This is a genomic window from Rathayibacter sp. AY1E3 (assembly GCF_002932235.1).
Taxonomy (GTDB): Bacteria; Actinomycetota; Actinomycetes; order Actinomycetales; family Microbacteriaceae; genus Rathayibacter.
On record NZ_PSVN01000025.1, the window covers coordinates 1 to 22,802 of the forward strand.

The following is a 22,802-nucleotide window of genomic DNA, read 5'->3' on the forward strand; positions in this document are numbered from 1 at the left end:
GCCGATGGTACTGCAGGGGGGACCCTGTGGGAGAGTAGGACACCGCCGGACACCATTCACGATGGCCACCCAGAAATGGGTGGCCATCGCTGTTTAACCACCACCTCGGATCCCCGCTGCTCACTGGAGCGCGGTGCGGGTTAGGGTGGTGCGACGGTTACGGCCGTCCTCCCCGCCCTCGGGCGGGTCAACTCCACAGAGCATCACCACGACAGGCGAGGAACGCATGGACGACTCAGGATCCGACCGCAACGACCGGGACTCCGGACGTCGTGACGAGCGGCCGCCTCGCGCCGGCGGCCCCGGCCGCTCCTCGAACGATCGCGGCGGCTCGGGCGACTCCCGCCCCCGCCGCGACGGTGATGCTCGTCCTCCCTATCGTGGCGGTGGCGACTCCCGTCCGCAGCGCGACGGGGACTCTCGTCCTCCGTACCGTGGTGGTGGGGACTCTCGTCCGCAGCGTGATGGGGACTCCCGTCCGCAGCGCGATGGGGACTCCCGTCCTCCTTACCGTGGCGGTGGGGATTCGCGTCCGCAGCGTGATGGTGACTCGCGTCCTCCTTACCGCGGTGGCGGCGATTCCCGTCCGCAGCGCGACGGGGACTCCCGTCCTCCTTACCGTGGCGGTGGGGATTCGCGTCCGCAGCGTGATGGTGACTCGCGTCCTCCTTACCGCGGTGGTGGGGATTCCCGTCCGCAGCGCGATGGGGACTCTCGTCCTCCTTATCGCGGTGGCGACTCGCGTCCGCAGCGAGACGGCGACTCTCGTCCTCCTTACCGTGGTGGTGGGGATTCCCGTCCACAGCGCGATGGTGAGTCTCGTTCTCCTTATCGCGGTGGCGGCGACTCGCGTCCGCAGCGTGATGGTGACTCGCGTCCTCCTTACCGCGGTGGCGGCGACTCTCGTCCGCAGCGTGACAGTGGCTCTCGTCCTCCTTACCGCGGGGGTGGGGATTCCCGTCCTCAGCGGGATGGGGACTCCCGTCCTCCTTACCGTGGCGGTGGGGATTCCCGTCCGCAGCGGGACGGTGACTCGCGTCCTCCCTATCGCGGTGGCGACTCGCGTCCGCAGCGGGACGGTGACTCTCGGCCTCCCTATCGCGGTGGCGACTCGCGTCCCCAGCGTGACGGGGACTCCCGGCCTCCTTACCGTGGAGGTGGGGACTCGCGTCCGCAGCGGGATGGGGACTCCCGCCCTTCGTACCGTGGTGGCGGCGACTCCCGTCCGCAGCGGGATGGGGACTCGCGTCCTCCGTTCCGTGGTGGATCGCGCGACGGGGGAAGCAGGCCGTGGTCGGACGATCGTCGGGGCGGCGGAGACCGCCAGGGCGGCGGACGCGGACGCGAGGGCTTCGGCGGCGGACGCGGCGGCCCCCGCGAGGAGCCGGAGCTCACCGAGGAGGAGCGCGAGCGGCGCTCCCTCCAGTCGGTGCGTCCGCGCCACGACGACCCGGACCTTCCGGACGACGTGCAGGCCAAGGACCTCGACAAGGTCGCCCGCAACGAGCTGCGCACGCTCTCGAAGGACAACGCCGAATGGGTCGCCCGTCACCTGGTGATGGCCGGCCGCCTCCTCGAGGAGGACCCCGAGCTGGCGCACCGCCACGTGCTCTCGGCGGCTCGTCGCGCGGGACGCATCGCCGTGGTCCGCGAGTCGCTCGCCATCTCGGCGTACGCGACGGGCGACTTCGCCCTGGCACTGCGCGAGCTGCGCACGTTCCGCAGGATCTCCGGCTCGGACGAGCAGGTGCCGCTGATGGTCGACTCCGAGCGCGGCGTGGGCCGGCCCGACAAGGCGCTCGAGCTGGGACGGTCGATCGACCGCACCACGCTGAGCCCCGGCGCGCAGGTGTCGCTGGCCATCGCCATGTCCGGCGCCCGCCTCGACCTCGGGCAGGCGGAGCTCGCTCTCATGGAGCTCGAGATCCCGCAGCTGGACCCGGACCGCGCGTTCTCGTACAGCCCGGATCTCTTCGCCGCCTACTCGCTCGTCCTCGAGGAGGTCGGCCGCTCCGAGGAGGCGGCCGAGTGGCAGCGTCGCGCCGACATCGCGGCGCAGGCCGTCTTCGCGGCCGAGGGCGGCGGTGACGACGAGACGATCGAGGTGATCGAGGAGGAGCACGAGTCGGCCGACGCCGCGTCCGCTCCCGATCGCGCCGAAGAAGGGACCGCGGTCGACGACGCGGACGACTTCCTGGACGACGAGGACGGCCCGACCGCCGTCGACGACGCGGACGAGGACGAGGTCCACCGGACTGTGTCCGAGGAGATCGACGACGACGACGACGCGGACGCGGACGACGCCGATGCGAGCGCTGACGCCGAGGCCGACCTCGTCGACACGGACGAGCCGACCTTCGCAGACGAGTCCCTCGAGTCCGACGATCTCGCCGAGACGGACCCGGATGAGGCTCTCGACTCGGCTGACCCGACCGCCGACGAGTCGGTCGAATCCGCCGACACCACCGAGGAGGACGCCGATGTTCCGCAGCAGCAGGACTGAGCCCACCCCGCTCGACGGCCGCGACTCCGTCCTGGCCGACCTCGACGGGGTCGTCTACAAGGGCGCCGACGCGATCCCCTTCGCGGTGGAGAGCCTCAACCGCGCGGCCGAGACGCTGCGGGTCGGCTACATCACCAACAACGCCTCCCGCACGGACGCCTCCGTCGCCGGGCACCTCTCCGAGCTGGGGCTGAGCGTCCGGCCCGAGGACGTCGTCACCTCCCCCCAGGCGGCGGTCGTGCTGCTCGCCGACCTGGTGCCGGCCGGCTCGACGATCCTCGTCGTCGGGGCGGAGGGCCTCACCTCCGAGGTCGAGCGCGCCGGGTTCACCGTGACGCGCAGCGCGGAGGACTCGCCGGCGGCGGTCATCCAGGGCTTCGCGCCCACGGTCGGCTGGGAGCAGCTGGCCGAGGCCTCGTTCGCGCTCCACACGGGGATCCCGTGGGTCGCGACGAACACCGACTGGACGATCCCCGTCGCGCGCGGCATCGCCCCGGGCAACGGGACCCTCGTCTCGGCCGTGCACACCGCGGTCGGCCGGCTCCCGGTCGTCGCGGGCAAGCCCGAGCGGGCCATCTTCGACGCGGCGACCGCGCGCTTCGGCTCGACGAACCCGCTGTTCCTCGGCGACCGGCTCGACACCGACATCGCCGGCGCGAACGGCGCCGACATGGAGAGCGCCCACGTGCTCACCGGGATCGACCGGGCCAAGCAGCTCCTCGCCGCGGAGCCCAAGCTCCGGCCGACGTACATCCTCGGCGACCTTCGCGAGCTGCACCTGCCCTACCCGGCGACGACGGTCTCGCGGAACGGCACGCACGCCGTCCGCGGCGCCAAGGTCCGCCTCGACGGCGACTCCGTGGTGATCGTGGACGCCGGCGACGACGCGACCGATCTGCTCCGGGCCGCCTGCTCGGTGATCTGGTCGTCCGGCCGCGCGATCTACGGCCTCGACGTGCCGGAGTCGCTCTACAGCTGAGCCTGCTCGGCGGGCTCCCGGCGTCCCTCGCGGCGCAGGAGCCCGTCGAGCCGGCCGGCCAGACCGACCGCGACGATCGCGATCAGCGCGGCGTACGAGAAGGTCGCGGCGAAGACCCCGGTCCCGGCCCCGATCAGCCCGGTGACCGCCGCCGCGAGGAGGCCCGTCAGCGCGAGGGAGACCGAGGCGCCGGTCGAGTCGGCGATCTGCAGGGCCGAGCTGTTGAAGCCCTCCCGGCCCGGAGCGGAGAGCGCGAGCGTCATCGTCCCCATCCGCGGGAACATCGTGCCCATGCCGCCGCCGGCCAGGAACCAGCCCACGCCCGCGACGATCGGGCTGAGGGCGAGCACCGTGACGAGCAGCACGACTCCGATGCCGGCGAGCACGAGCGACGAGCCGAGCCGCATCGCTCCGCCGTGGCTGAGGCGGGTACCCGGGCGTCCCTGGATGTTCGAGCCGAGAGCCCAGGAGACGGCGCCCGCGGTGAGCATGGCGCCCGAGAGCCAGGGCGGCAGGCCGTACTGCTCCGAGAGCAGCAGCGGCAGGTAGACCTCGGTGCCGAAGAACGCCGCGGCGACGAGGGCGCGGAGGAGGATCACCGACGGCAGGACGCCCCGAGCGCGCAGCGTGCCGTCGGGCAGGAGCGCGCGAACCGCCACGACCACGACCACCACGGCGGCCGCGGCCAGGAGCCCGGCGAGATCGGGCGCGAGCTCGGCGCTCGTGCTCAGCACGACGACTCCGGCCGAAACGACCACGGCGCGGGCGATGCGGCCCACTGCCCGGCGATCGAAGGGGAGGCGCTCGCGCGGCTCGAGCGAGCGGAGCGTCGGCGCGATCGCGGCGCTCGCGAGGGCCACCAGGGCGACGACTCCGAAGAAGACCCAGTGCCAGCTCGCGAGCTCGGCGACGACTCCGGCCACCAGCGGCCCCACCAGCGACGGCACGACCCAGGCCGCGGCGAAGGCGCCGAAGATCCTCGGATGCAGCTCGCTCGGGTAGACCCGCGCGACGAGCACGTAGAGGGTGACGGTGATCCCTCCGCTGCCCAGCCCCTGCAGCAGGCGGGCCGCCACGAAGACCGGCATCGACTGCGCGGCACCCGCGGCGACGAGACCCAGGGTGAAGAGCAGGATCGCGACCACGAGCGACGGCGTCGGGCCGCGGCGGTCGGCGGAGGATCCGGCCGCGACCATCCCGACCACGGCGGCGGCGAGCGTCGCCGCGAAGGCCAGGGGGTAGAGGGCGCGACCGTCGAGGTCGGCGCTGACGATCGGCATGATCGTCGTCACGGCGAGCGACTCGAACGCGCAGAGGAAGACGAGGCTCGTCGTTCCGATGGTCGTCAGGAGGAGGGGAGCCGAGGTGATGCCGCGGCGATCACGAGAACGCACCTGCTCAACAGTACGCCGAGCGCACGCCCGGTCAGCGGTAGACGGCCCAGTCGTCCTTCGCGAGCACCGTGGGGGTGCCCTCGATCTCGACCAGCCAGCCGCGGTCGTCGCGCTCGAGGTAGCGCCCATGGACGATCTCGGGGGCCCAGCCGCCGTCGCGGGACGAGATCCAGCGGACGAAGCGGACGGTGCCTCCGCGCCGGAACAGTGTGCCGTTGTGGTCGCTCATGCGGGGATCTTCTTCACGGAGAGGTCGTCGGGCGACGAGGTTTCGGGGAGGAGGTGGAGGCCGAGGCGGCCGTTCGAGGCGTTCGAGAGCTCGCGCAGCCAGTGCGGGTTCAGCTCGATCGCGGCGGTGCCGTCGTACTCGTAGCGGGTGGGGATGCCGGGGTGGAGCCACAGTTCGGACCGGCGGCCCTCGGCGTCCTCGATCGTCAGGAGGAAGCCCTCGCCGCGGCGGAACCGCGAGGTGATCACGGTCTGGAGGTGGGCCAGGGCGCGGTCCTCGAAGGAGTGCGAGCTGGCGGGTGCGCCGTAGAGCAGTCGTCCCATCGCGCGCACCTCCTCACCGTCGGCGGCGCACGGAAGGCGTGCCGCACCGTCGACACTAGGTATTGCTAAGTCGGTTGACTAACAGTCTCGGCGCCGACTGCGCTTTCGGGACACACGCCGTCCGATCGCCGGAGAAGTGGTTCGATGGGGGCAGCGAGTTCCCGTCCGGGGCGCCTGCCGCTCGGAAGGTGCACCTCGATGGACGCTCGGCCAGACCTGTTCGCTCTGCTCGCGCGATTGCGCACGGCGGAGCGCGACTACGACGGCCGTGTGGAGCGGCGCCTGGGCATCGGCGCCACGGATCTCGCGGCCCTGCGGCTGATCGGAGTCGGGGAGCGGCGCGACGAGATCGTCCGCGCCGTCGACCTGTCCGCGGCCCTGTCGATCACGACGGCGGCCGTCTCCCTCCTCGTCGACCGCCTCGCCCGCGCCGGCTACGTGGACCGCACTCCCGACCCGTCCGACGGCCGCGGCCGCATCCTCTGCCTGACGGAGCGCGCGCAGAAGGCCATCGTCGGCACCGACGACCCGACCTACGAGCAGATCCGCGCGATGGTCGCGAAGGTGCCCGAATCGGAGGCCGCGACCGTCGCGGTGCTGCTCGACGGCCTCAGCCGCATCCTCGAGGGGCAGCCGCCGCCCGAGCTCGTCGACTGATCAGCTCTGCAGGGTGGCGCTCGGCGACTCGCCGAACCGCTCCGCGTAGGCCGCGCTGAAGCGGCCCGCGTTCCCGAAGCCCCAGTGCCGGGCGACGGCGGCGACCGTCGTCCCGAGGGGCGGACTCACGGCGAGCTCCTCCCGGGCGCGGTCGAGCCGCACCAGGCGCAGGTAGGCGATCGGGCGCATCCCGAGCACCCGCTGGAACGCGGACTGCAGGCCCCGGACGGTCAGGCCCGACGCCGCCGCCATCTCGGCGGGGCCGATCGGCTCGCTGCAGTGGGCGTGCACGTACTCGACGGCCGTGCGGATCCGTGCGTTCCGGGGGGCGAGGAGCTCGGGCGGGACCGGAGCGGACTCCGGAGGGTAGAGGTCGAGCAGCGCGGAGGCCGTGGCACGGGTGAGCTCGTCCCAGAGCAGCTGCTCGACGCGCTCGCTGCGCAGCGCGCGGGCGGAGTCGGCGACGGCCGTGCGCCACCGGCGGATCGCCGCGGCGTCTGGGCGGTGCTCGGAGTCGAAGACGAGGGAGCCGACGAGGCCGCGCTCGGCGGCGACCCGGTCGACCACTCCCCGGTCGAGGTGCACCAGGCGCTGGTCGAAGTCGACGTAGTCGAAGGCGAACGGCCGGCCGACGGGGAAGAGGACGGGACGGTTCTCCTCCATCGCGATCGAGGCGCGGCCGACGTCGATCCGGCCGGAGCCGCCCACGATCCACTGCACGACGACATCGTCCGAGTCACCCACGCCGCCTGCGAGGCGCCCGGACATCCGCGAGGTGCGGAGGGTCATCCCGCCGTCGCCGATGGCGGCGTAGCGGTAGCTGAAGTCTGCAGCGGTGGTGGCGGCGCGCCACTCGTCGCCGTTGTAGAGCCGCGCGAGGCTGTGCCGCGCCTCGTCCGGATCCTCGCCGCGGGCCTCCAGCCGGACGCGAGGGTGGTGATCGTCCACAGGTCGTTCCGGTGCCTCAGCGCGTGAGGCGCTCGATGAGCTCGCGGTAGCGCGCGGCCGTGCGCTCGACGATCTCGGACGGGAGGGTCGGCGGGAGGCCCTGGCCGTCCCAGTTGTCGGAGAGCCAGTCGCGCACGATCTGCTTGTCGAACGAGCGGCCGCGGATGCCGGCGTCGTAGTCGTCGGCGTCCCAGTAGCGGGAGGAGTCGCTCGTGAGGACCTCGTCGCCGAGGGTGACGACTCCGGTCCCGCGGTCGACCCCGAACTCGAACTTCGTGTCGGCCAGCAGCACGCCGCGGGCCAGGGCGATGGTGGACGCCTCGCGGAAGACGGCGAGCGAGAGGGTGCGCAGAGCCTCCGCGGCCTCCTCCCCGACGATCTCGACCGTGCGCTCGAAGGTGATGTTCTCGTCGTGCTCGCCCTGCGGGGCCTTCCACGCGGGGGTGTAGATCGGTTCGGGGAGCGCGTCGCCGTCGTGGAGGCCCTCGGGGAGCGGGACGCCGCAGACGGAGCCCGTCTCCCGGTACTCCTTCCAGCCGCTGCCGGAGAGGTAGCCGCGCACGACGCACTCGATCGGGAACATGTCGAGCGTCTTCACCAGCATCGACCGGCCGCGGACCGCCTCGGGGATGTCGCCGGGGATCAGGTGGTTGGGGACGTCGGAGAGCTGCGCGAACCACCAGAGGGAGAGCGTGGTCAGCAGCTCGCCCTTGCCGGGGATCCCGGGCTCGAGGACCGCGTCGTACGCGCTGACCCGGTCGCTGGCGACGACGAGCATGCGGTCGGCGCCGAGCACGGGGTCGGCGTCGTCGGGGGTGTAGAGGTCGCGCACCTTGCCGGAGTAGGCGTGCTGCCAGCCGGGCAGCGGCGCCGTGGTGTCGAAGGACAGGGAGTCGTCGCGGGTCACCGCACCATTCTCCCCGATCCGGGGGGCTCCGCGGCTCCTGAAGACCTCCTGTGTCCTGGCGGATCGGGGCTGTCAAGCACGCGCGGTCGCCGATCCCGCGCGCCTAGCGTCGAGACATGACCTCGCAGAACGACCAGACTCCGCAGAACGACCAGTACACGTTCCAAGACCCGACCGCGATGTTCGCCGACATCGACACGGAGGCCCAGTACCAGGAGGGCTCCGGCCTCGACTCGAAGATGGACGACCCCGCCGACCGCGGCGAGTCGACCTACCGCGGCTCCGGCCGTCTGACCGGGCGCAAGGCGCTCGTCACCGGAGGCGACTCGGGCATCGGCGCGGCCGTCGCCATCGCCTACGCCCGCGAGGGCGCCGACGTCGCGATCGTCTACCTCCCCGAGGAGGAGTCCGACGCGAAGAAGGTCGTCGCGCTGATCGAGGAGGCCGGCCGCATCGCCGTCGCCATCCCCGGCGACATCACCGACCACGACTTCGCGGTGGGCGCCGTCGCGAAGGCCGTCGAGGGCCTGGGCGGACTCGACATCCTCGTCAACAACGCGGGCAAGCAGCAGCACGTCGAGGACTTCCTCGAGCTCTCGGACGAGCAGTTCGACGAGACCTTCAAGACCAACGTCTACGCGATGTTCTGGATGACGAAGGCGGCCGTGCCGCACCTCGCCCCGGGCTCCGCGATCATCAGCACCTCGTCGATCCAGGCCTACCAGCCGTCGCCGATGCTGGTCGACTACGCCAGCACGAAGGCCACGATCAACACGTTCTCGAAGGCGCTCGCGCAGCAGCTCGCGCCCAAGGGGATCCGCGTGAACGTCGTCGCCCCGGGCCCGATCTGGACGCCGCTGCAGACCGCGGGCGGCCAGCCGTCCGACAAGCTGCCCGAGGTCGGCTCGCAGACGCCGCTCGGACGCTGGGGCCAGCCGGCCGAGCTCGCTCCCGCCTACGTGTTCCTCGCCTCCCCGGAGTCGAGCTACGTCGTCGGCGAGACGCTGCACGTCAACGGCGGCATGCCCACGCCGTAACACTCGGCGCTCACGGCGGGCCCGGTCGCGGCGCGGAGGAACCCTCTTCCGCGGCGTGGCGGGGCCCGCCGTTTTGGTTGTCGTAACAATCGACTGCTGTGCAGGTTCGTGCGCGAGAGTCGGTGCATGACCGATTCCCTGCCGATCCTCGACCTGTCCCGCCTCGACCGGGGGGAGGCGGAGGCCGCCGCCTTCCGCCGCGACCTCCGGGAGACCACGCACGACGTGGGCTTCTTCTACCTCATCGGCCACGGCGTGCCCCAGGACCTCCTCGACGACGTCGTCGCCGTCTCCCGCCGCTTCTTCGACCTGCCGGAGGAGGAGAAGCTCGCGATCGAGAACACCCTCAGCCCGCAGTTCCGCGGCTACACCCGCTTCGGCGCCGAGCTCACCAACGGCGACGTCGACTACCGCGAGCAGGTCGACATCGGCATCGACCGACCCGCCGTTCCCGCCGGGCCCGGCGTCGCCGATTACGAGCGCCTCGAGGGGCCGAACCTCTGGCCCGAGGCGCTGCCGGAGTTCCGCGAGGTCTTCGAGCGCTGGCACGCGGAGCTCGCCGCGGTCGCGATCCGGCTGCTGCGCACCTGGGCCGTCGCGCTCGACGCCCCGGAGGACGTGTTCGACGAGGCGTTCGCCGAGCGGCCGTTCTCGCTGGTGAAGGTCGTCCGCTACCCGGGCACCTCCGACCCGGAGCCCAAGCAGGGCGTGGGCGCGCACCGCGACGGCGGCGTGCTGACGCTGCTGCTGGTCGAGCCCGGCAAGGGCGGCCTGCAGGTCGAGCACGACGGCTCGTGGATCGAGGCACCCGCGATGGAGGGCGCGTTCGTCGTCAACATCGGCGAGATGCTGGAGCTCGCCACGGGCGGCTACCTCAAGGCCACGCTGCACCGCGTGATCTCGCCGCTGATCGGGACGGACCGGATCTCGATCCCGTTCTTCTTCAATCCCGCGCTCTCGGCCACCATGCCCTCGCTCCCGCTGCCCGAGGAGCTCAAGTCCGGCCTCTCGGTCGACCCGACGAACGCGCCGATCCTCGAGACCTACGGCGAGAACGCGCTGCGCTACCGCCTCCGGGCCCACCCGAACGTGGCGGCCGTCCACCACGCGGACCTGCTCGCTCCCACCGTCTGACCCGGGAACGACGAAGGGCCCCCTCCCGCGCGAGCGCAGGAGGGGGCCCTTCGTCGTCAGTGCGTCAGCAGCGCGCGGCGGCCACGGGGACCGTCGCGGTGAACGCGGGCTGGCCGGTCGCCGATCCGGTCACCGTCACCGTGCCGGCCGGCGTCGAGGCCAGGCGGGTGGTGAAGGCGGCGGAGGCGGACGATCCGGGTGCGACCGCGGTGAACGACTTCGAGCCGTAGGCCGAGGCGATCGTGACGTCCGCGGCAGCGGTGTCGGTGTTCTTCACGGTCGCGGTGAGCACGATCTTGCCGGCGACGCAGCGCGTGGCGACGGCGGGGACGAGCTCGAGGGTGTCCAGCGGGACGGCGGCCGAGACCGACGTGCGCACCAGCTTGTCCGCGTACCCGGTGTAGGAGGCCGTGACGCCGGTCACGCCCGCCGGGACCGAGACGCTCGCGGAGCCGCCGGAGAGCGGGACGGTCGAGGTCCACGAGCCGCCGGTGAAGGTGACCGAGCCGACGACGTCGCCCCTGTCGGCCGCCGCGACCGTCGCCGTGACCGTGCGGCCGTCGGCGGTGAGGGTCGTGGTGGAGTCGACGGCAGTGACGCCGGTCCAGTTCTTCATGGCGGTGAGGACCGTCTGCGGGACGCTCACGAACGCACCGTGCCGCGGGCTGGTCGGGAGGCCGGCGCGGCTCTTGGGCGAGACGTTCCAGTCGGCCGACTGCGAGAGGCGGTTCGTCTGCGAGCTGCCGGCAATCGCCGCTCCGGAGGTGAGGAAGGCCTTGTAGCCGCCGTCGCCGTAGTTGTCGACGAGGAACGCGTAGCCGTCGCCCGTGCCGGTGGTGTCGTTCGGGTCGCCCGCGTTCAGCTTGATGATCTCGGGTCCCTCGCCGGCCTGGCCGGTCTCGAGCGAGGTCATCCGGGTGTCGGTGAGCTGCCACGTGGTGTTCGGGTCGGCGCTCCAGTTGGAGGAGGTCGTCCCGGCGGTCAGGACCTTCGACTTCTCGAGGAAGATGTCCTTCCCGGCCTCCAGGATGCCGGCGGCGCCGCCCTCCTCGTTCTTGGTGAAGCGGTAGTAGTAGTCGCCGATCTTCGTGATCGTGGAGTCGATCCGCGCGTAGCCCGTGTCCTGCCAGGTGGCGGGGGGAGCGGTGAAGGTGCGGAAGTCGCGGGTGATCACCGAGAAGACACGGGAGTAGAGCTTGTCGTTGTTGGTCTTCGTCGCGTCGGAGTACAGGCGCGAGGAGAAGAACACGACGTAGGACTGCAGCGCGTCGTCCCAGTACGCCTCGGGCGCCCAGGTCATGCCGGCGGCCGGCTGGTTGACCGTGATGCCGGTGTCGGCGCCGTTGGTGCGGGTCCACTGCACCAGGTCGGTCGACTCCCAGACCTCGATCTTCAGGCTGCCCGTGGACTGGGCGTCGCCCCAGTTCGTGCCGCAGGAGATGCAGAGATCGGTGGCGACCATGTAGTACTTGTCGCCGTTGTGCGAGCGGAGGATGAACGGGTCGCGCAGGCCCTTCGTGTCGGTCGTCGAGGTGATGACCGCCTTGCCGCCGTTGACCGGCGAGAAGGTGAAGAAGTCGTTGCCCGAGGTCGCGGCCTGGTAGATCTTCTCGTCGCCGTCCGACTTGAAGTACGCCGAGGCGTAGCCCGCGTCGGGAGCGGTGCGGCCGAGCTCGGCGACGGTCAGGGTGAAGGCGCGCGTCTCGGTGACTCTGTTGAGCGTCGCCTTCGCGGTGAGGGTGACGGTCCTGTCGCCGGAGCCGTAGGCCGGCCGGGTGACGACGCCGCCGCCGCGGTACGGGTCGGCCGCGCCGACCGCCGGAGCGGCGTAGGACGTGTTCGTCGGGGTGACGAGCGCCGGGTCGGACGAGGTCCAGGTGATGTCGGTGCCGTTCTTGGCGCCCTTCACCGCGAGGGGGAGGTTCTCGGTCGTGCGCGTGGCGAGCTTCAGCGCGTCGAGGTCGTCGTTGATGCTCGGGGCGAGCACGACGACGTCGAAGGCGATCGTCGCGCCCTGAGCGGTGGTCGCCGTCAGAGTCACCGGGGTGTTCTGCGCGATCGTGCGCGAGACGACGCCGGTGGTCGAGACGACCGCGCTGTTCGAGGAGGTCCAGGTGAGCGGGACGCCGCTGCTGGAGGCGGGCAGCGTCAGGTTCGAGGAGACCTGGGTCAGCGACGGGTTGCCGGCCAGCAGGACGGGCTGGATGTCCGAGCGCAGCAGGGCGGAGGTCGCGGACGCCTTCGCGTCGGCGGTCGGCATGCTCGAGGCGACCTGCTCGGCGGTGAGGGAGGTGTCCCAGAACTTCGCGTCGGTGACGTCGGCGGTCACCAGGGCGTCTCCGGTGTAGAGCGAGCGCCCGAGGTAGCCGAGCGTGGATCCGGTCGGGACGATGCTCGCCATCGACTTCGCCGTGTTCGCCGTCGAGATCTGCGTGCCGTCGCGGTAGAGCGTGAGGACGGTGTTCGAGCCGGTGCCGGTGCCGACGAGCGTGAGCGTCGTGAATCCGGGGTTGAGCGTGCCGCCGAACGGCATGCGGGTCTCGCCGTTGCTGGTGGGCTCCTTGACGCGGATGCCCGCGAGGACCTGTCCGCTGGGCGAGCCGTCGGGGTTGCGCGGGTTCACGAAGACGTGGTTGCCGAGCTGTGTGGTGTTCCACGGGCCGACGCCGTCGCCGATGACCCAGCCGAACTGGTTGGCGGTGGTCTGCGTCTTCACCGTGTACTCGACGGCGAAGGCGTTGTCGGCTCCGGTGACCAGGCCCTGGGGGAGGCTCGCGTAGCCGTCGTTCTTGAACCGGGCGACCTGGTCGCCGCCGGCGTTCGCGAAGGACGCGTCGGTGAGGCCGGTCAGGGTGGCGTTGCGTCCGTTGCCCGAGATGTCGAGCAGGGCCGAGCCGGCGTGCGACATGTCGTAGTGCGCGGTGGGCGCCGGGACGTCGACGGCCTGCGCCGAGACGGGAACGAGAGCGCCGGTGAGGGCGACGCTCGTGCAGGCGAGAGCGGAGAGGAAGAGGGATCGCACGCGGCGCCGAGGCGCGGCGGCAGGGGGCTCCGGGGAGCGTCGTCTCATCGTCGAGACCTTTCCTTCAGGGGAGGGATGCGTCGAGCCGAGGGGACCGATGCGTGTGGTCACGTTAACATGTGAGCCGCCTCAGAGCCATGGGGGAATCGCTCCGGCGGCGAGGGCGAACCATGCGACAGGGGAGCGCTTCGGCGCAAGACCTGCACCCCCGAGCGCCCAGGGCGTAGCGTGAGCGCACCGCATTCTGGCCCCCGGTGACGGAACCATGCCCATCCGCCTGCCCTGCGAGGACTTGACCATGACGACGCTCTTCCACACCGGTGGCTCCCTCTCCCTCGACGACGCGACCGCCGACGCCGTCGTCCGCTACTCGCTCGCGCTCGCGCAGCGGCACCGGATGAGCACGGTCAGCGTCGCCGACGACTCGGCCCCCTCCTCCGTCGTGACGCTCACCGTCGGGCTCGGCGTCCCCCTGGTCGTCGCGGGCAGCGATGGCGCAGCGGCGGAGTCGAGCGACGAGATCCTCGAGCGCCTCGACGCGCTCGACAGTGCGGGCGGACCGGTGCCCGCCTCGGACGTCGACCCCCGCGCGACGTGGGAGCTCGAGAACGAGTACTGAGCTCTGAGCCGCGGCGCTGCCGGCGCGGATCCGCCCCGCTCCTGCTCCGCGGGGCGCGGAGCGTCAGCGCCGGTAGTCGCGGATGATCTCCTGGGCGAGCGTCGTGATCGGAGTCGACGTCGCTCGCGCGCGGACCCGCAGCACCTGGAAGGCCTGCTCGACCGTGGTGCGGTGGGCGTAGGCGAGGATCCCCTTCGCCTGCTCGATCAGCACCCGGCTGTCGAGGGCGTGCTGCAGCTGCTCCTGGGTGACCGTGCTCTGCTGGAGCGCGCGCTGATGGAGGATCCCGATCGTCGCGACGTCGGCGAACGCCTGCACGACCGCGATGTCGTCCGGATCGAGCCGCCCCGGCCGGGCCTGGAAGAGGTTGAGGGAGCCGATCGTCGTCCCCGCCGACCGCATCGGCACGCAGTGCGCCGAGAGCACGTCGAGCTCGACCGCCAGCGTCCGGAACTCCGCCCACTCCTCGCCCACGGCGCGGGCGTCCTCGACGATCACCGGCCGCCCGGTCTCGAAGCACTGGATGCACGGGCCCGACCCGCTGTCGAGCTGGAGCAGCTCGATCAGCCGGGTGTCCTCGTCCGTGGAGGCGAGCACCTCGAGGGAGCCGGTGGAGTCGGCGAGGACGAGCCCCGCCGAGACGGCGTCGAAGAGGGTCGCGCTGCTCTCCACGAGGGTCTGGGTGAAGTCGACGACGTCGTAGTCGTCGACCAGTGTGTCGGAGAGGGCGACGAACGTCTGGATGACGCTGCGCTCGCGGGAGTTCGTCACCATGTGTCGTCCTGGGCGGTGAGAGGGCGGTCGGGGAACCCGTCGTGCCGGGCCACGATGCCGGAGGCGACATCGACGACGGAGCGCTGCTGGGCGAAGGCGTGGGCGCGCAGCAGCAGCTGCGCCTCCTCGGCCGTGCTGCCGTAGCGCGCGATGATCATGCCGGTCGCCTGGTGCACCACGCGTCGCGAGCGCGGATTCGTGCTCTCCTCGACCTCGTTGTCGCGCAGCACCGCGGCCAGCACCAGCAGCGCCGTCGCGGTGGTCGAGGCGCTGATCCGGCCGAGGAGGGAGTCGCTGAGCGACGTGGGGCGGCGGGAGTAGAGGTCGACCGCGCCGATCGAGAGCCCCGCGATCGAGAGCGGGAAGGCGAAGACCGCGCGCACCGCCGTGGGGCCGATCGCCTCGGTGAAGAGCGGCCAGCGCTCCTCCGCGCCGGTGTCCGGCACCGAGACGGGGCCGGCAGCGCGGATCGCCTCCCAGCACGGGCCCTCGCCGAGGTCGATCTGGATCTCGTCCAGCCGGCTCGCGGTGCTGTCGCTCGCGGCGACGGTCTCGCCGCCGAAGGGGCTGCCGAGCGTGGAGATCGCGACGCCGTCGATCGGATACCCGCGCAGATACGGGTCGCAGAGAGCGTCGGAGTCGGTCACCGCGCCCATTTCAGCCGTCGGCTCCGCTCGGAGCGACGCTCCGCCGGACCGGCGGGGACCACGACGCGGCGACGCGCGGGGGCCCGCCTGGCTGCGCTGCCCGGGCGCACGAGGCGACGGCCCGTGAAGCGGCTCGTCGGGCGCGGACGGTGCATGGTGCGGGGCGACGGGAGCCGGAGGACGGCGGCCTGCACGGCGACGGAGCGGCTCAGGCCGGGGTCGATCGAGCCGGGACGCTCGAGGGCGGCGATGAGGTCGTCGAGGACGGCGAAGGCGGGATCTGTCATCACGGCTCCTGGCCGGGTGTCCGCGGCCGTTGTTCCGCGCGCCGGGGCGCGGGCGGTGTCGATCGGGTGTCGCCGTGCGGGGTCCGCGCACGACGTCGACGAGGTCCTGCCCGACGGTACGGGGCGCGGATCGACCGGACGACGTGGTTGACCTCCCCGAGGTCCGCCGCTACTCGTGCTCTGCGTTGAGCTCGTCGAAGTCGTTCGTGATGATCGACAGCGGGGTGTACGGCGTGATGAGGAGGAGCGCCGGGTTCGCGCGACCCTCGCCGTAGTTGACGGTCAGCCACTGCGGGGTCGGGGAGGCCAGGGCGGCCTCGACCTCGGCGCGGAACTCGTCGAGGCTCCTGTTGTTGACGGTGTAGGCGGTGCCGTTGTAGATCAGGTCGATGCGCTTCACAGCTGGTCGCCCTTCGCCGGGGGACGCACCGGTTCGGCGGGTTCCGAGATCACGTACAGCCCGCCCGCGGAGTTCGCGAGGTCGGTGAGCGCGGAGATCCAGGCGGGGTTGATGCGGGGCATCCGGCCGCCGAAGTACTTGTAGCGGAGCGCGTGGGAGGGGTGGATCCAGATCGCGCTGCGGCCGTCGCCCATGCTGTGGTCGTCGCGCCAGCTGAGCAGGAACGACTCGTTGCGGCGCAGCTTCGCGGTGATGACGATCTGCAGGTGCGCGAGCACGCGGTCCTCGAAGTCGATCTCGACGGTCCCGTCGTAGTGCAGCTTCCCCATCGGCGTCTCCAGCCCCTGATCTCCGGCCGGCAGGCGCCCGCCGTTGCCACCACCCTTCCGCAGACCGGAGGGATCCGACAACCCGGCCTGCCATTCTCTGCTCGATCTGTCCAGGTCTTCCGTCAGCGGCGGTCCTCTGTTAACTTCCTCCCGCCACGCAGCCGGCGCTGCCGAGCATGGACGGCATGAAGCACATCCTCTTCGCCGACAAGACGATCCTCGTGGGGGACGAGGCGGCCGACGCACTCGTCGAGTACGCCGTCGCCCTCGCCTCGAAGGGCGCGGCCGACACCGTCGAGTACACGGGGATCGGCGCGGACGGCGGGACGGTCGACGCCACTTTCCTCGAGAACGCCGCGGCCGCCCTCATCGTCGAGACCACGCCGAGCGACCTGCCCGAGCCGGACAACGCGGCGGAGGTGGCACGGCTGCGCGAGCGGATCGACGCGCTCACCGGCGAGCATCCCGTGCAGCCCGGCGACGGCGAGCTGACCAGTGGTGCCGACTACGAGGACTCCTACGAGCAGTGAGTGGTTCCCCGTGGTGCGGACCCGGATGCGTCCGGCGTCCGCTACCACTGCGAGGCTCCGCAGTGAACCCCCTGATCGGCTGAGGGGAGGCGGACGTACCGTGGCCCTGCGGGTCGCCGACGACACGATCACCGGTCGACCGCTACGGGCACGGCCGCGGGTCGGCCGGGGAGGACGGACACCATGACCGGAGACCATCCCTTCTGGGTGCGCCTCGCGCGCAAGGAGCCGCAGTGCGCCATCGTGCGCGGCCGGGTCTTCGAGATCGGCGCCCCGGACGAGCGGGACGGGGCCTTCCTCCTCACGGTCTGGGAGAAGGGGCGGCCCGTCGGGCACGTCCTGAACGTGGATCCGCCCGCCTACAAGCCGTGCGGACCCGGGCACCCGGTCGAGCCGCAGCGGGTCGACGGGGTCGAGGAGCTGCTCGAGCTCCTGGTGCCCCAGCGCACCCGGCTCGCGGCGCACGGCTGACGCCGCTCCCGTCCGCGGGGGCCGCCCGAGTCCTGTGCACCGGGAGCGGGGCGGGCGCTGAGCACCCGCCGGCGGACGCCCGGGACGGGGGAGTCGTGCGGCCGGGCGGCGGCTGGCATCCTGACCTCGGTGCGACGAGCGCGCCCGCGAGGGGGAGCCCGATGAGCACCACCGAGGACGTCGACGACGGGACCGCTGAGTTCGGGTACCGCCCCTCCCTCACCCGCGGCATCGGCCGCTTCGGCAGCTTCGCCGCAGGCGTGAGCTACATCTCGATCCTGACCGGCACGTTCCAGCTCTTCTCCTTCGGCTTCGCGCTCGGCGGTCCCGCCTACTGGTGGTCCTGGCCGATCGTGTTCACCGGGCAGCTCATGGTCGCGCTGTGCTTCGCCGAGCTCGCCGCCCGCTACCCGGTCGCCGGCTCCGTCTACAACTGGAGCAAGCGCCTCGCCGGGCCGACGGTGAGCTGGCTGGCGGGCTGGCTGATGGCCACCGCGTCCGTGGTCACGCTCGCGGCCGTCGTGCTGGCGTACCAGGCGACGCTCCCGCAGATCTGGAGCGGGTTCCAGCTCGGCGGCTCCGCGGGGGTGAGCGCGGTGGTCTGGGGAGCGCTGCTGATCGCGTTCACCACCGCGGTCAACGCGCGCGGCGTGCGCCTGATGGCCCGGATCAACAGCGTCGGCGTGCTGATCGAGCTCGTCGCGGCGGTGCTGCTGGTGGCGGTGCTCGCGGTGAACGTGGTGCATCCGCCGACCGTGCTGCTCGACACCAGCGACTACGGCGGGAGCACGCCGGGCGGGTACGCCGGCGCGTTCCTCATCGCCGCGATCGCGTCGGCGTACGTGATGTACGGGTTCGACACCGCGGGTTCGCTCGGCGAGGAGACGGTCGATCCGCGCCGGACCGCGCCGACGGCGATCCTGCGGGCGGTGACCGCCTCCTTCGTCCTCGGCGGCCTCATCCTGCTGCTGGGGATCCTCTCGGCGCCCGACCTCGCCGACCCGGCGCTCGGGCAGGCGTCGGGCGGGCTGCAGCGGATCGTGCTGCAGGTGCTCGGCGGCCCCCTCGGATCGGTCCTCCTGCTCTGCGTGGTCGTCGCGATCACGGTGTGCGCGCTGGCGGTGCACACGGCGGCCATCCGACTGATCTTCGCGATGGCCCGCGACAACGCCCTGCCCGGCAGCCGCGTGCTCGCCCGCGTCGACCCGCGGCGCGGGACACCGGTGGCGCCGGCGCTGGTCGTGGAGGTGCTCGCGGTGCTGATCCTGGTCGTGAACATCGGGACGCCGGCGATCTTCACGGCCGTGACGAGCGTGGCGGTCATCCTGATCTACCTCGCCTACCTGCTGGTGACGGTGCCGCTGCTGATCGCCCGGCTCCGCGGCCGGTGGCCCGCAGCCGCGCCCGGGCGCTTCTCGCTCGGCCGCGCGGGCCTGCCGGTGAACGTCGTCGCGGTGCTCTGGGGCGCGGCGATGACGGTCGACCTCGCGTGGCCGCGCGTCGAGGTCTACGGGGAGGAGCTGCGCTGGAGCGCGGTCGTCGTGATCGCCGCGGTCGTCGGGATCGGCCTGGCCTGGTTCCTCCTCCGCGGCCGGCACCGCCTCGGCACCCTGCCCGCGCACGCGCTCCCCTCGCCGCCGCCGCGGGGCTGAGTCGCACGAGAAGGCCCGTTCTCGAGGGGGCAGGACGATCCTTTCCGGGCGACTCGGCGGCGGCACCGGGAGGAGGATGGGGGAGCGGGTGCTCGGCCGAGCGCCGCGGGAAGGAGCGCGCGTGCGGAACCGCCTGGCGACTCCGTCCCTGCTCGCGCACGCCGTGCTCATCCAGGCCGTCGCGTTCCTGCTCCGGCCGGCCGCCGTCTACCAGGCGATCCGGCTCGACGTGCCGGCCTGGGCGCTCGGGGCGCTCGGCGCCTCGTTCGCGCTGGTGCCGCTGCTGATCGCGCTGCCGGTGGGCGGGCTGGTCGACCGGGTCGGCGCCCGGGCCGTGATGGCCGTCGGCTCGCTCGTCGCGGTGGGAGCGGCCGCGGTGCTGCTCCTGGCGGGCGGGAGCGTCGCGGGGCTGCTCCTCGGCATCGCCCTGCTCGGCGCGGGGCACCTGGGCTGCGTGGTCGGGCAGCAGACCGTCGTCGCGGGCGGCACCGGAGGGACGCGGCTCGACAGCCGCTTCGGCTACTACACGTTCGCCGCGTCGCTCGGGCAGGCGATCGGGCCCGCATTCATCCCGGTGCTCGCGGGCGGCTCGGTGCGGCCCGACCCGGCGCCGCTGTTCCTCGTGGGCGGGATCCTCGCGGTGCTGCTGCTCGTCTCGACGGCGGGGATCCGCAGCCCGTCCCCGCGCGGACCCGCGGCGGAAGGGGCGGCGGCTCCGGGCTCGACGCTCGGTCTCCTCCGGGTGCCGGGCCTCGCGCGCGCCCTGCTGACCAGCGCGACCGTCGTCGCCGCCGTCGACCTGACCGTCGTCTACCTCCCCGCCCTCGGCGCCGAGCGCGGGCTCCCGGCCGGCGTCGTCGGAGCCCTGCTCACCGTGCGCGCGCTCGCGTCGATGGCCTCGCGGCTCCTCCTCGGCGCGGCCACCGCCCGGCTCGGGCGCACCCGGGTGATGGTGGGCGGCATCCTGATCTCGGCGCTCTGCCTGGTGCTGATCGCCCTGCCCGCGCCGACCGTGCTCCTCTTCGTCGCGGTCGCCGCCCTCGGCCTGGGCCTCGGGATCGGCCAGCCCATCACGATGTCGTGGCTGATCGAGCGGACCCCCGCCGACCGCCACGGCCGCGCCCTCGCGCTGCGCCTAGCCGGGAACCGCCTCGGGCTGATCGCCCTGCCCAGCCTCCTCGGCGTCCTCGCGGCAGCGGCCGGAGCGGGCGGTGTCCTCATCGGCACCGGTGCCGCGGTCGGCGCGACCCTCCTCCTGCTGCGCGGGGTGCGCCTGGACTGAGGTACCCGGGGCCGCAGCGGATCGGCGGCGCGAGCGGCGATGCCGGGCCTCGCAGTCGGAAGACCGGAGGGTCAGCTGCCCGGCTCCTCCACGCGGACGTCCTCGGCGGCCTTGTCGGCGCGCCAGCCGCGCCAGACCGGCTGGCGGAGGGTGCCGGAGGCGGTGCGCTCGCGGTAGCGGACCTCGCCGACCAGGACGGGCGACACCCAGTGCACGCCGCGCGACTCGAGCGGAGGGACGGAGACGGCGGGCTCCTCGGTGGCGTGCTCGGCCAGGCGGTCGACCAGGCCGCGGCGCTCGCGGTCGCTGAAGCCGGTGCCCACACGGCCGGAGTACGCGAGCCCGTCCTCGCCGGGGATCGCGGTCAGCAGCGCCCCGACCGACCCCTGGAGGCCGACCTCGCCCTCGCGCCAGCCCACGATCACGACCTCCTGCAGCCGGTGGTGGGTGAGCTTGATCCAGTCGCGCGAGCGGCTGCCCTCCTGGTAGCGCGAGTCGCGGCGCTTGGCGACCACGCCCTCGAGGCCGAGGGTGCGGCTGGTGGCCATCGCCTCCTCCAGGTCGCCGTCGAACACGGACGGGACGTGCACGCGCTCGTTCTCGGCGACGAGGTCGACCAGTGCCGAGCGACGGGTGTCGTAGTCGCTCCCGGTCAGGTCCTCTCCTGCGCGCTCGAGCAGGTCGAAGACCATCAGGTGCACCGAAGTGGACCGGGCGGCCGCCTCGATCTCGCGCGGCTTCGTCAGCCCGCCGCGGGTCTGCAGGGCGCCGAAGTCGGGGCGCCCGCGAGCGTCGAGGGCGACGATCTCGCCGTCGAGCACGGCGTCGGCGGCGGCCTCGGCGAGCGGGGCGAGCAGGTCGGGGAACGCCGCGGTCAGGTCGTTGCCGTTGCGGCTCGTGAGGGTCGCGGTGCCGCCCTGCACCCGCACGAGAGCGCGGTAGCCGTCCCACTTCATCTCGATCGCGGCCCCCGGGTCCACGTCGCCGCGGCGTCCGGCCGTGGCGAGCATGGGGCGGTGGCGGCGCGGGGCGGAGTCCTCGGCCGGGCGGTCGGCGGAGGGTGCGGGGCGGGGAGCGGGCGACGCGGCGGACGCGGCCGCCCGGCCCCGTCGCTGCGTCCCGTGCCCGTGAGCGGGACCCGGCGCCATCAGGTGCAGGAGCCAGTTCTTCTCGGCGCCCTCCCTCGAGCCCGTGTGCAGCAGGGCGTAGCGACGGGGCTCGCCGCCGAGCCCGCCGTCGGGGCGGCCGGTCAGCACCGCGATCACCTCCTTCCCCTCGCGCCACTTCTCGAGCGCGTAGGTGCCCTCGTCCCAGATGCGCACCTCGCCGCCGCCGTACTCGCCGACCGGGATCGTGCCCTCGAAGGTCGCGTACTCGAGGGGGTGGTCCTCGGTCTGCACCGCGAGCCGGTTCGGGTCGCCCTCCAGCGGCGGGCCCTTCGGCACCGCCCAGCTGACCAGGACGCCGTCGTGCTCGAGCCGGAAGTCGTAGTGCAGGCGCCGCGCGTGGTGCTCCTGGATGACGAAGGAGTCGCCCGAGGAGATGCCCGCGGACCCCGCCTCGGGCACCGGCTCCGGCGTCTTCGACGCGTCGCGCATGCTGCGGTAGGTCGCCAGGCGGTCGGAGGAGGCGTCCGTCGCGGCGAAGCCCGCCATCCGCTCCGGGGTCGGCTCGAGCCCGGCACCCCGGGCGGCGAGCAGCGGGCGGAGGAGGTCGCCGTCGCTCCGCAGCCGCTCCACCACCTCGTCGGACGACAAATGGCGCAGGTTGTCGGCACCCAGCTCCTCCCACGTGCGGGGCGCGGCGGCGGCCGGCCGGAGGCGCCCCCGGAGGGAGTAGGGGGCGATGGTCGTCTTCGCCGCGCTGTTCTGGCTCCAGTCGACGAGGACCTTGCCCTCGCGCAGGGTCTTCTTCATGTCCGAGACGACGAGGTCGCGGTGGTCCGACTCGAGCGCGCGCGCCAGCTCGTGCGCGACCGCCGAGATCTGGTCGCTGGAGGCGGAGGCGTCCAGCGGGCAGTAGAGGTGGATCCCCTTGCTCCCGCTGGTCACCGGCAGCGGAGCCAGCCCCATCCCCTCCAGCAGGTCGCGGGCGAGGAACGCGACCTCGGCGCACTCGGCGAGGCCCGCCCCCTCGCCCGGGTCGAGGTCGAGCACGAGGCGGTCGGGCGGACGGCGCTCGCCGTCGGAGCCCACCCGCCACTGCGGGACGTGCAGCTCGAGCGCCGCCTGCTGCGCCAGCCAGGTGAGCCCGGCGACGTCGTCGACCAGCGGGTACTCGACGTCGCGCGACGAGTGCGCGAGCCGGGTCCGGCTCAGCCAGTAGGGGGCGGAGGAGGGGAGGTTCTTCTCGAAGAAGACCTCGCCCGGATGCTCGGCGGTGCCCACTCCGTCGACCCAGCGCTTCCGGGTGACCGGGCGGCGCGCGAGATGGGGCAGCATCGCGGAGGCGACGGAGGCGTAGTAGGAGAGCACGTCGGCCTTGGTGAAGCCCGTCTCCGGGTAGACGACCTTGTCGAGGTTCGTCAGCCGCAGCCTCCGCCCGCCGACCGAGACGATCTGCTGCGAGGCGGCCATCCCCCCATGGTGGAGGCAGGTGCGCGCCGAGGGAACCCCGGACCGTCGCGGGAACCCGCAGCGAGCCGCCTCCACGACTCGGGGTTCCCTCGGCGGCGGGGA

General features: G+C 72.7%; 23 protein-coding genes. 10 read left to right on the plus strand and 13 right to left on the minus strand.

The window, feature by feature from the left end; genetic code table 11:
* Positions 1-235: 235 nt before the first annotated feature.
* Positions 236-1,444 (minus strand): hypothetical protein, encoded by a 1,209-nt coding sequence (locus tag C5C53_RS16865; RefSeq protein ID WP_146084684.1) that lies wholly within the window; start codon positions 1,442-1,444, stop codon positions 236-238.
* On the opposite strand from C5C53_RS16865, the gene C5C53_RS15175 reads away from it, so the two are divergent.
* Positions 1,430-2,503, plus strand: coding sequence for a hypothetical protein (locus tag C5C53_RS15175; RefSeq protein ID WP_258075440.1), 1,074 nt, complete (start codon positions 1,430-1,432; stop codon positions 2,501-2,503). The genes C5C53_RS16865 and C5C53_RS15175 overlap by 15 nt on opposite strands.
* On the plus strand, positions 2,481-3,482 hold the full coding sequence (locus C5C53_RS15180; protein WP_104226795.1) for an HAD-IIA family hydrolase: 1,002 nt from the start codon (positions 2,481-2,483) through the stop codon (positions 3,480-3,482). The genes C5C53_RS15175 and C5C53_RS15180 overlap by 23 nt, the downstream gene beginning before the upstream one ends.
* Here C5C53_RS15180 and C5C53_RS15185 read toward each other — a convergent pair.
* From C5C53_RS15185 to C5C53_RS15195, 3 genes are read right to left on the minus strand one after another with little or no spacing between them, the layout of a single operon-like run.
* Positions 3,473-4,876 (minus strand): MFS transporter, encoded by a 1,404-nt coding sequence (locus C5C53_RS15185; protein WP_104233808.1) that lies wholly within the window; start codon positions 4,874-4,876, stop codon positions 3,473-3,475. The genes C5C53_RS15180 and C5C53_RS15185 overlap by 10 nt on opposite strands.
* A gap of 31 nt (positions 4,877-4,907) precedes the next feature.
* Positions 4,908-5,105, minus strand: coding sequence for a hypothetical protein (locus tag C5C53_RS15190; RefSeq protein ID WP_104267918.1), 198 nt, complete (start codon positions 5,103-5,105; stop codon positions 4,908-4,910).
* The gene (locus C5C53_RS15195) at positions 5,102-5,428 is read right to left on the minus strand and encodes a hypothetical protein (protein WP_104223794.1); all 327 of its coding nucleotides are present in this window, start codon (positions 5,426-5,428) and stop codon (positions 5,102-5,104) included. The genes C5C53_RS15190 and C5C53_RS15195 overlap by 4 nt, the downstream gene beginning before the upstream one ends.
* A 198-nt stretch (positions 5,429-5,626) precedes the next feature.
* On the opposite strand from C5C53_RS15195, the gene C5C53_RS15200 reads away from it, so the two are divergent.
* Positions 5,627-6,085: a MarR family winged helix-turn-helix transcriptional regulator gene (locus tag C5C53_RS15200; RefSeq protein ID WP_104326055.1), complete on the plus strand. Its 459-nt coding sequence runs from the start codon at positions 5,627-5,629 to the stop codon at positions 6,083-6,085.
* On the opposite strand, the gene C5C53_RS15205 is transcribed toward C5C53_RS15200, so the two are convergent.
* Positions 6,086-7,033, minus strand: a complete 948-nt coding sequence (locus tag C5C53_RS15205; RefSeq protein WP_104267919.1) for a helix-turn-helix domain-containing protein — start codon at positions 7,031-7,033, stop codon at positions 6,086-6,088. It abuts the gene before it with no gap.
* Between the two features lie 16 nt (positions 7,034-7,049).
* Positions 7,050-7,940 carry a phosphoribosylaminoimidazolesuccinocarboxamide synthase gene (locus C5C53_RS15210; RefSeq protein ID WP_258062286.1) on the minus strand — a complete coding sequence of 297 codons (891 nt, stop codon included), beginning with the start codon at positions 7,938-7,940 and terminating at the stop codon, positions 7,050-7,052.
* Between the two features lie 116 nt (positions 7,941-8,056).
* Here C5C53_RS15210 and C5C53_RS15215 point away from each other — a divergent pair, with 116 nt between their 5' ends.
* On the plus strand, positions 8,057-8,977 hold the full coding sequence (locus tag C5C53_RS15215; protein WP_104267920.1) for a glucose 1-dehydrogenase: 921 nt from the start codon (positions 8,057-8,059) through the stop codon (positions 8,975-8,977).
* Positions 8,978-9,103: 126 nt separating this feature from the next.
* Entirely contained in the window at positions 9,104-10,111 is a 1,008-nt protein-coding gene (locus tag C5C53_RS15220; RefSeq protein WP_104267921.1) for an isopenicillin N synthase family oxygenase, read from the plus strand.
* Between the two features lie 64 nt (positions 10,112-10,175).
* On the opposite strand, the gene C5C53_RS15225 is transcribed toward C5C53_RS15220, so the two are convergent.
* Positions 10,176-13,133: a glycoside hydrolase family 43 protein gene (locus C5C53_RS15225; protein WP_258075441.1), complete on the minus strand. Its 2,958-nt coding sequence runs from the start codon at positions 13,131-13,133 to the stop codon at positions 10,176-10,178.
* Positions 13,134-13,431: 298 nt separating this feature from the next.
* Between C5C53_RS15225 and C5C53_RS15230 the strand changes: the two genes are divergently transcribed.
* Complete coding sequence (locus tag C5C53_RS15230; protein WP_104267922.1) at positions 13,432-13,752, plus strand: hypothetical protein; 321 nt, start codon at positions 13,432-13,434, stop codon at positions 13,750-13,752.
* Between the two features lie 63 nt (positions 13,753-13,815).
* On the opposite strand, the gene C5C53_RS15235 is transcribed toward C5C53_RS15230, so the two are convergent.
* From C5C53_RS15235 to C5C53_RS15255, 5 genes are all read right to left on the minus strand, one after another.
* A complete protein-coding gene (locus C5C53_RS15235) occupies positions 13,816-14,526 on the minus strand; it encodes a GAF and ANTAR domain-containing protein (protein WP_104267923.1) in 711 nt (236 codons plus the stop codon).
* A complete protein-coding gene (locus C5C53_RS15240; protein ID WP_104223787.1) occupies positions 14,520-15,182 on the minus strand; it encodes a GAF and ANTAR domain-containing protein in 663 nt (220 codons plus the stop codon). Before C5C53_RS15240 ends, C5C53_RS15235 begins: the two co-directional genes overlap by 7 nt.
* Positions 15,170-15,460 (minus strand): hypothetical protein, encoded by a 291-nt coding sequence (locus tag C5C53_RS15245; RefSeq protein WP_104247370.1) that lies wholly within the window; start codon positions 15,458-15,460, stop codon positions 15,170-15,172. The genes C5C53_RS15240 and C5C53_RS15245 overlap by 13 nt, the downstream gene beginning before the upstream one ends.
* A gap of 169 nt (positions 15,461-15,629) precedes the next feature.
* Complete coding sequence (locus C5C53_RS15250) at positions 15,630-15,860, minus strand: hypothetical protein (protein WP_104250777.1); 231 nt, start codon at positions 15,858-15,860, stop codon at positions 15,630-15,632.
* Positions 15,857-16,189, minus strand: coding sequence for an ATP-dependent DNA ligase (locus C5C53_RS15255; RefSeq protein WP_104223784.1), 333 nt, complete (start codon positions 16,187-16,189; stop codon positions 15,857-15,859). The genes C5C53_RS15250 and C5C53_RS15255 overlap by 4 nt, the downstream gene beginning before the upstream one ends.
* Before the next feature lie 185 nt (positions 16,190-16,374).
* Between C5C53_RS15255 and C5C53_RS15260 the strand changes: the two genes are divergently transcribed.
* From C5C53_RS15260 to C5C53_RS15275, 4 genes are all read left to right on the plus strand, one after another.
* Positions 16,375-16,719 (plus strand): hypothetical protein, encoded by a 345-nt coding sequence (locus C5C53_RS15260; RefSeq protein WP_146084685.1) that lies wholly within the window; start codon positions 16,375-16,377, stop codon positions 16,717-16,719.
* 183 nt (positions 16,720-16,902) lie between these two features.
* The gene (locus C5C53_RS15265; protein WP_104223782.1) at positions 16,903-17,190 is read left to right on the plus strand and encodes a hypothetical protein; all 288 of its coding nucleotides are present in this window, start codon (positions 16,903-16,905) and stop codon (positions 17,188-17,190) included.
* Positions 17,191-17,351: 161 nt separating this feature from the next.
* A complete protein-coding gene (locus C5C53_RS15270; RefSeq protein ID WP_104267925.1) occupies positions 17,352-18,842 on the plus strand; it encodes an APC family permease in 1,491 nt (496 codons plus the stop codon).
* 121 nt (positions 18,843-18,963) lie between these two features.
* The gene (locus C5C53_RS15275; protein ID WP_258065438.1) at positions 18,964-20,124 is read left to right on the plus strand and encodes an MFS transporter; all 1,161 of its coding nucleotides are present in this window, start codon (positions 18,964-18,966) and stop codon (positions 20,122-20,124) included.
* Positions 20,125-20,195: 71 nt separating this feature from the next.
* On the opposite strand, the gene C5C53_RS15280 is transcribed toward C5C53_RS15275, so the two are convergent.
* Positions 20,196-22,700: an ATP-dependent DNA ligase gene (locus C5C53_RS15280; protein ID WP_104267927.1), complete on the minus strand. Its 2,505-nt coding sequence runs from the start codon at positions 22,698-22,700 to the stop codon at positions 20,196-20,198.
* Positions 22,701-22,802 lie beyond the last annotated feature (102 nt).

Excerpts from the sequence above, each read along its gene's own strand:
- C5C53_RS15200 (WP_104326055.1), top strand. The coding sequence starts at position 5,627 with ATGGACGCTCGGCCAGACCTGTTCGCTCTGCTCGCGCGATTGCGCACG.
- C5C53_RS15180 (WP_104226795.1), top strand. The coding sequence starts at position 2,481 with ATGTTCCGCAGCAGCAGGACTGAGCCCACCCCGCTCGACGGCCGCGAC.
- C5C53_RS15195 (WP_104223794.1), bottom strand. The coding sequence starts at position 5,428 with ATGGGACGACTGCTCTACGGCGCACCCGCCAGCTCGCACTCCTTCGAG.
- C5C53_RS15235 (WP_104267923.1), bottom strand. The coding sequence starts at position 14,526 with ATGGTGACGAACTCCCGCGAGCGCAGCGTCATCCAGACGTTCGTCGCC.
- C5C53_RS15220 (WP_104267921.1), top strand. The coding sequence starts at position 9,104 with ATGACCGATTCCCTGCCGATCCTCGACCTGTCCCGCCTCGACCGGGGG.
- C5C53_RS15265 (WP_104223782.1), top strand. The coding sequence starts at position 16,903 with ATGACCGGAGACCATCCCTTCTGGGTGCGCCTCGCGCGCAAGGAGCCG.
- C5C53_RS15230 (WP_104267922.1), top strand. The coding sequence starts at position 13,432 with ATGACGACGCTCTTCCACACCGGTGGCTCCCTCTCCCTCGACGACGCG.
- C5C53_RS15270 (WP_104267925.1), top strand. The coding sequence starts at position 17,352 with ATGAGCACCACCGAGGACGTCGACGACGGGACCGCTGAGTTCGGGTAC.
- C5C53_RS15190 (WP_104267918.1), bottom strand. The coding sequence starts at position 5,105 with ATGAGCGACCACAACGGCACACTGTTCCGGCGCGGAGGCACCGTCCGC.
- C5C53_RS15240 (WP_104223787.1), bottom strand. The coding sequence starts at position 15,182 with ATGGGCGCGGTGACCGACTCCGACGCTCTCTGCGACCCGTATCTGCGC.
- C5C53_RS15280 (WP_104267927.1), bottom strand. The coding sequence starts at position 22,700 with ATGGCCGCCTCGCAGCAGATCGTCTCGGTCGGCGGGCGGAGGCTGCGG.
- C5C53_RS15260 (WP_146084685.1), top strand. The coding sequence starts at position 16,375 with ATGAAGCACATCCTCTTCGCCGACAAGACGATCCTCGTGGGGGACGAG.
- C5C53_RS15245 (WP_104247370.1), bottom strand. The coding sequence starts at position 15,460 with ATGACAGATCCCGCCTTCGCCGTCCTCGACGACCTCATCGCCGCCCTC.
- C5C53_RS15255 (WP_104223784.1), bottom strand. The coding sequence starts at position 16,189 with ATGGGGAAGCTGCACTACGACGGGACCGTCGAGATCGACTTCGAGGAC.
- C5C53_RS15215 (WP_104267920.1), top strand. The coding sequence starts at position 8,057 with ATGACCTCGCAGAACGACCAGACTCCGCAGAACGACCAGTACACGTTC.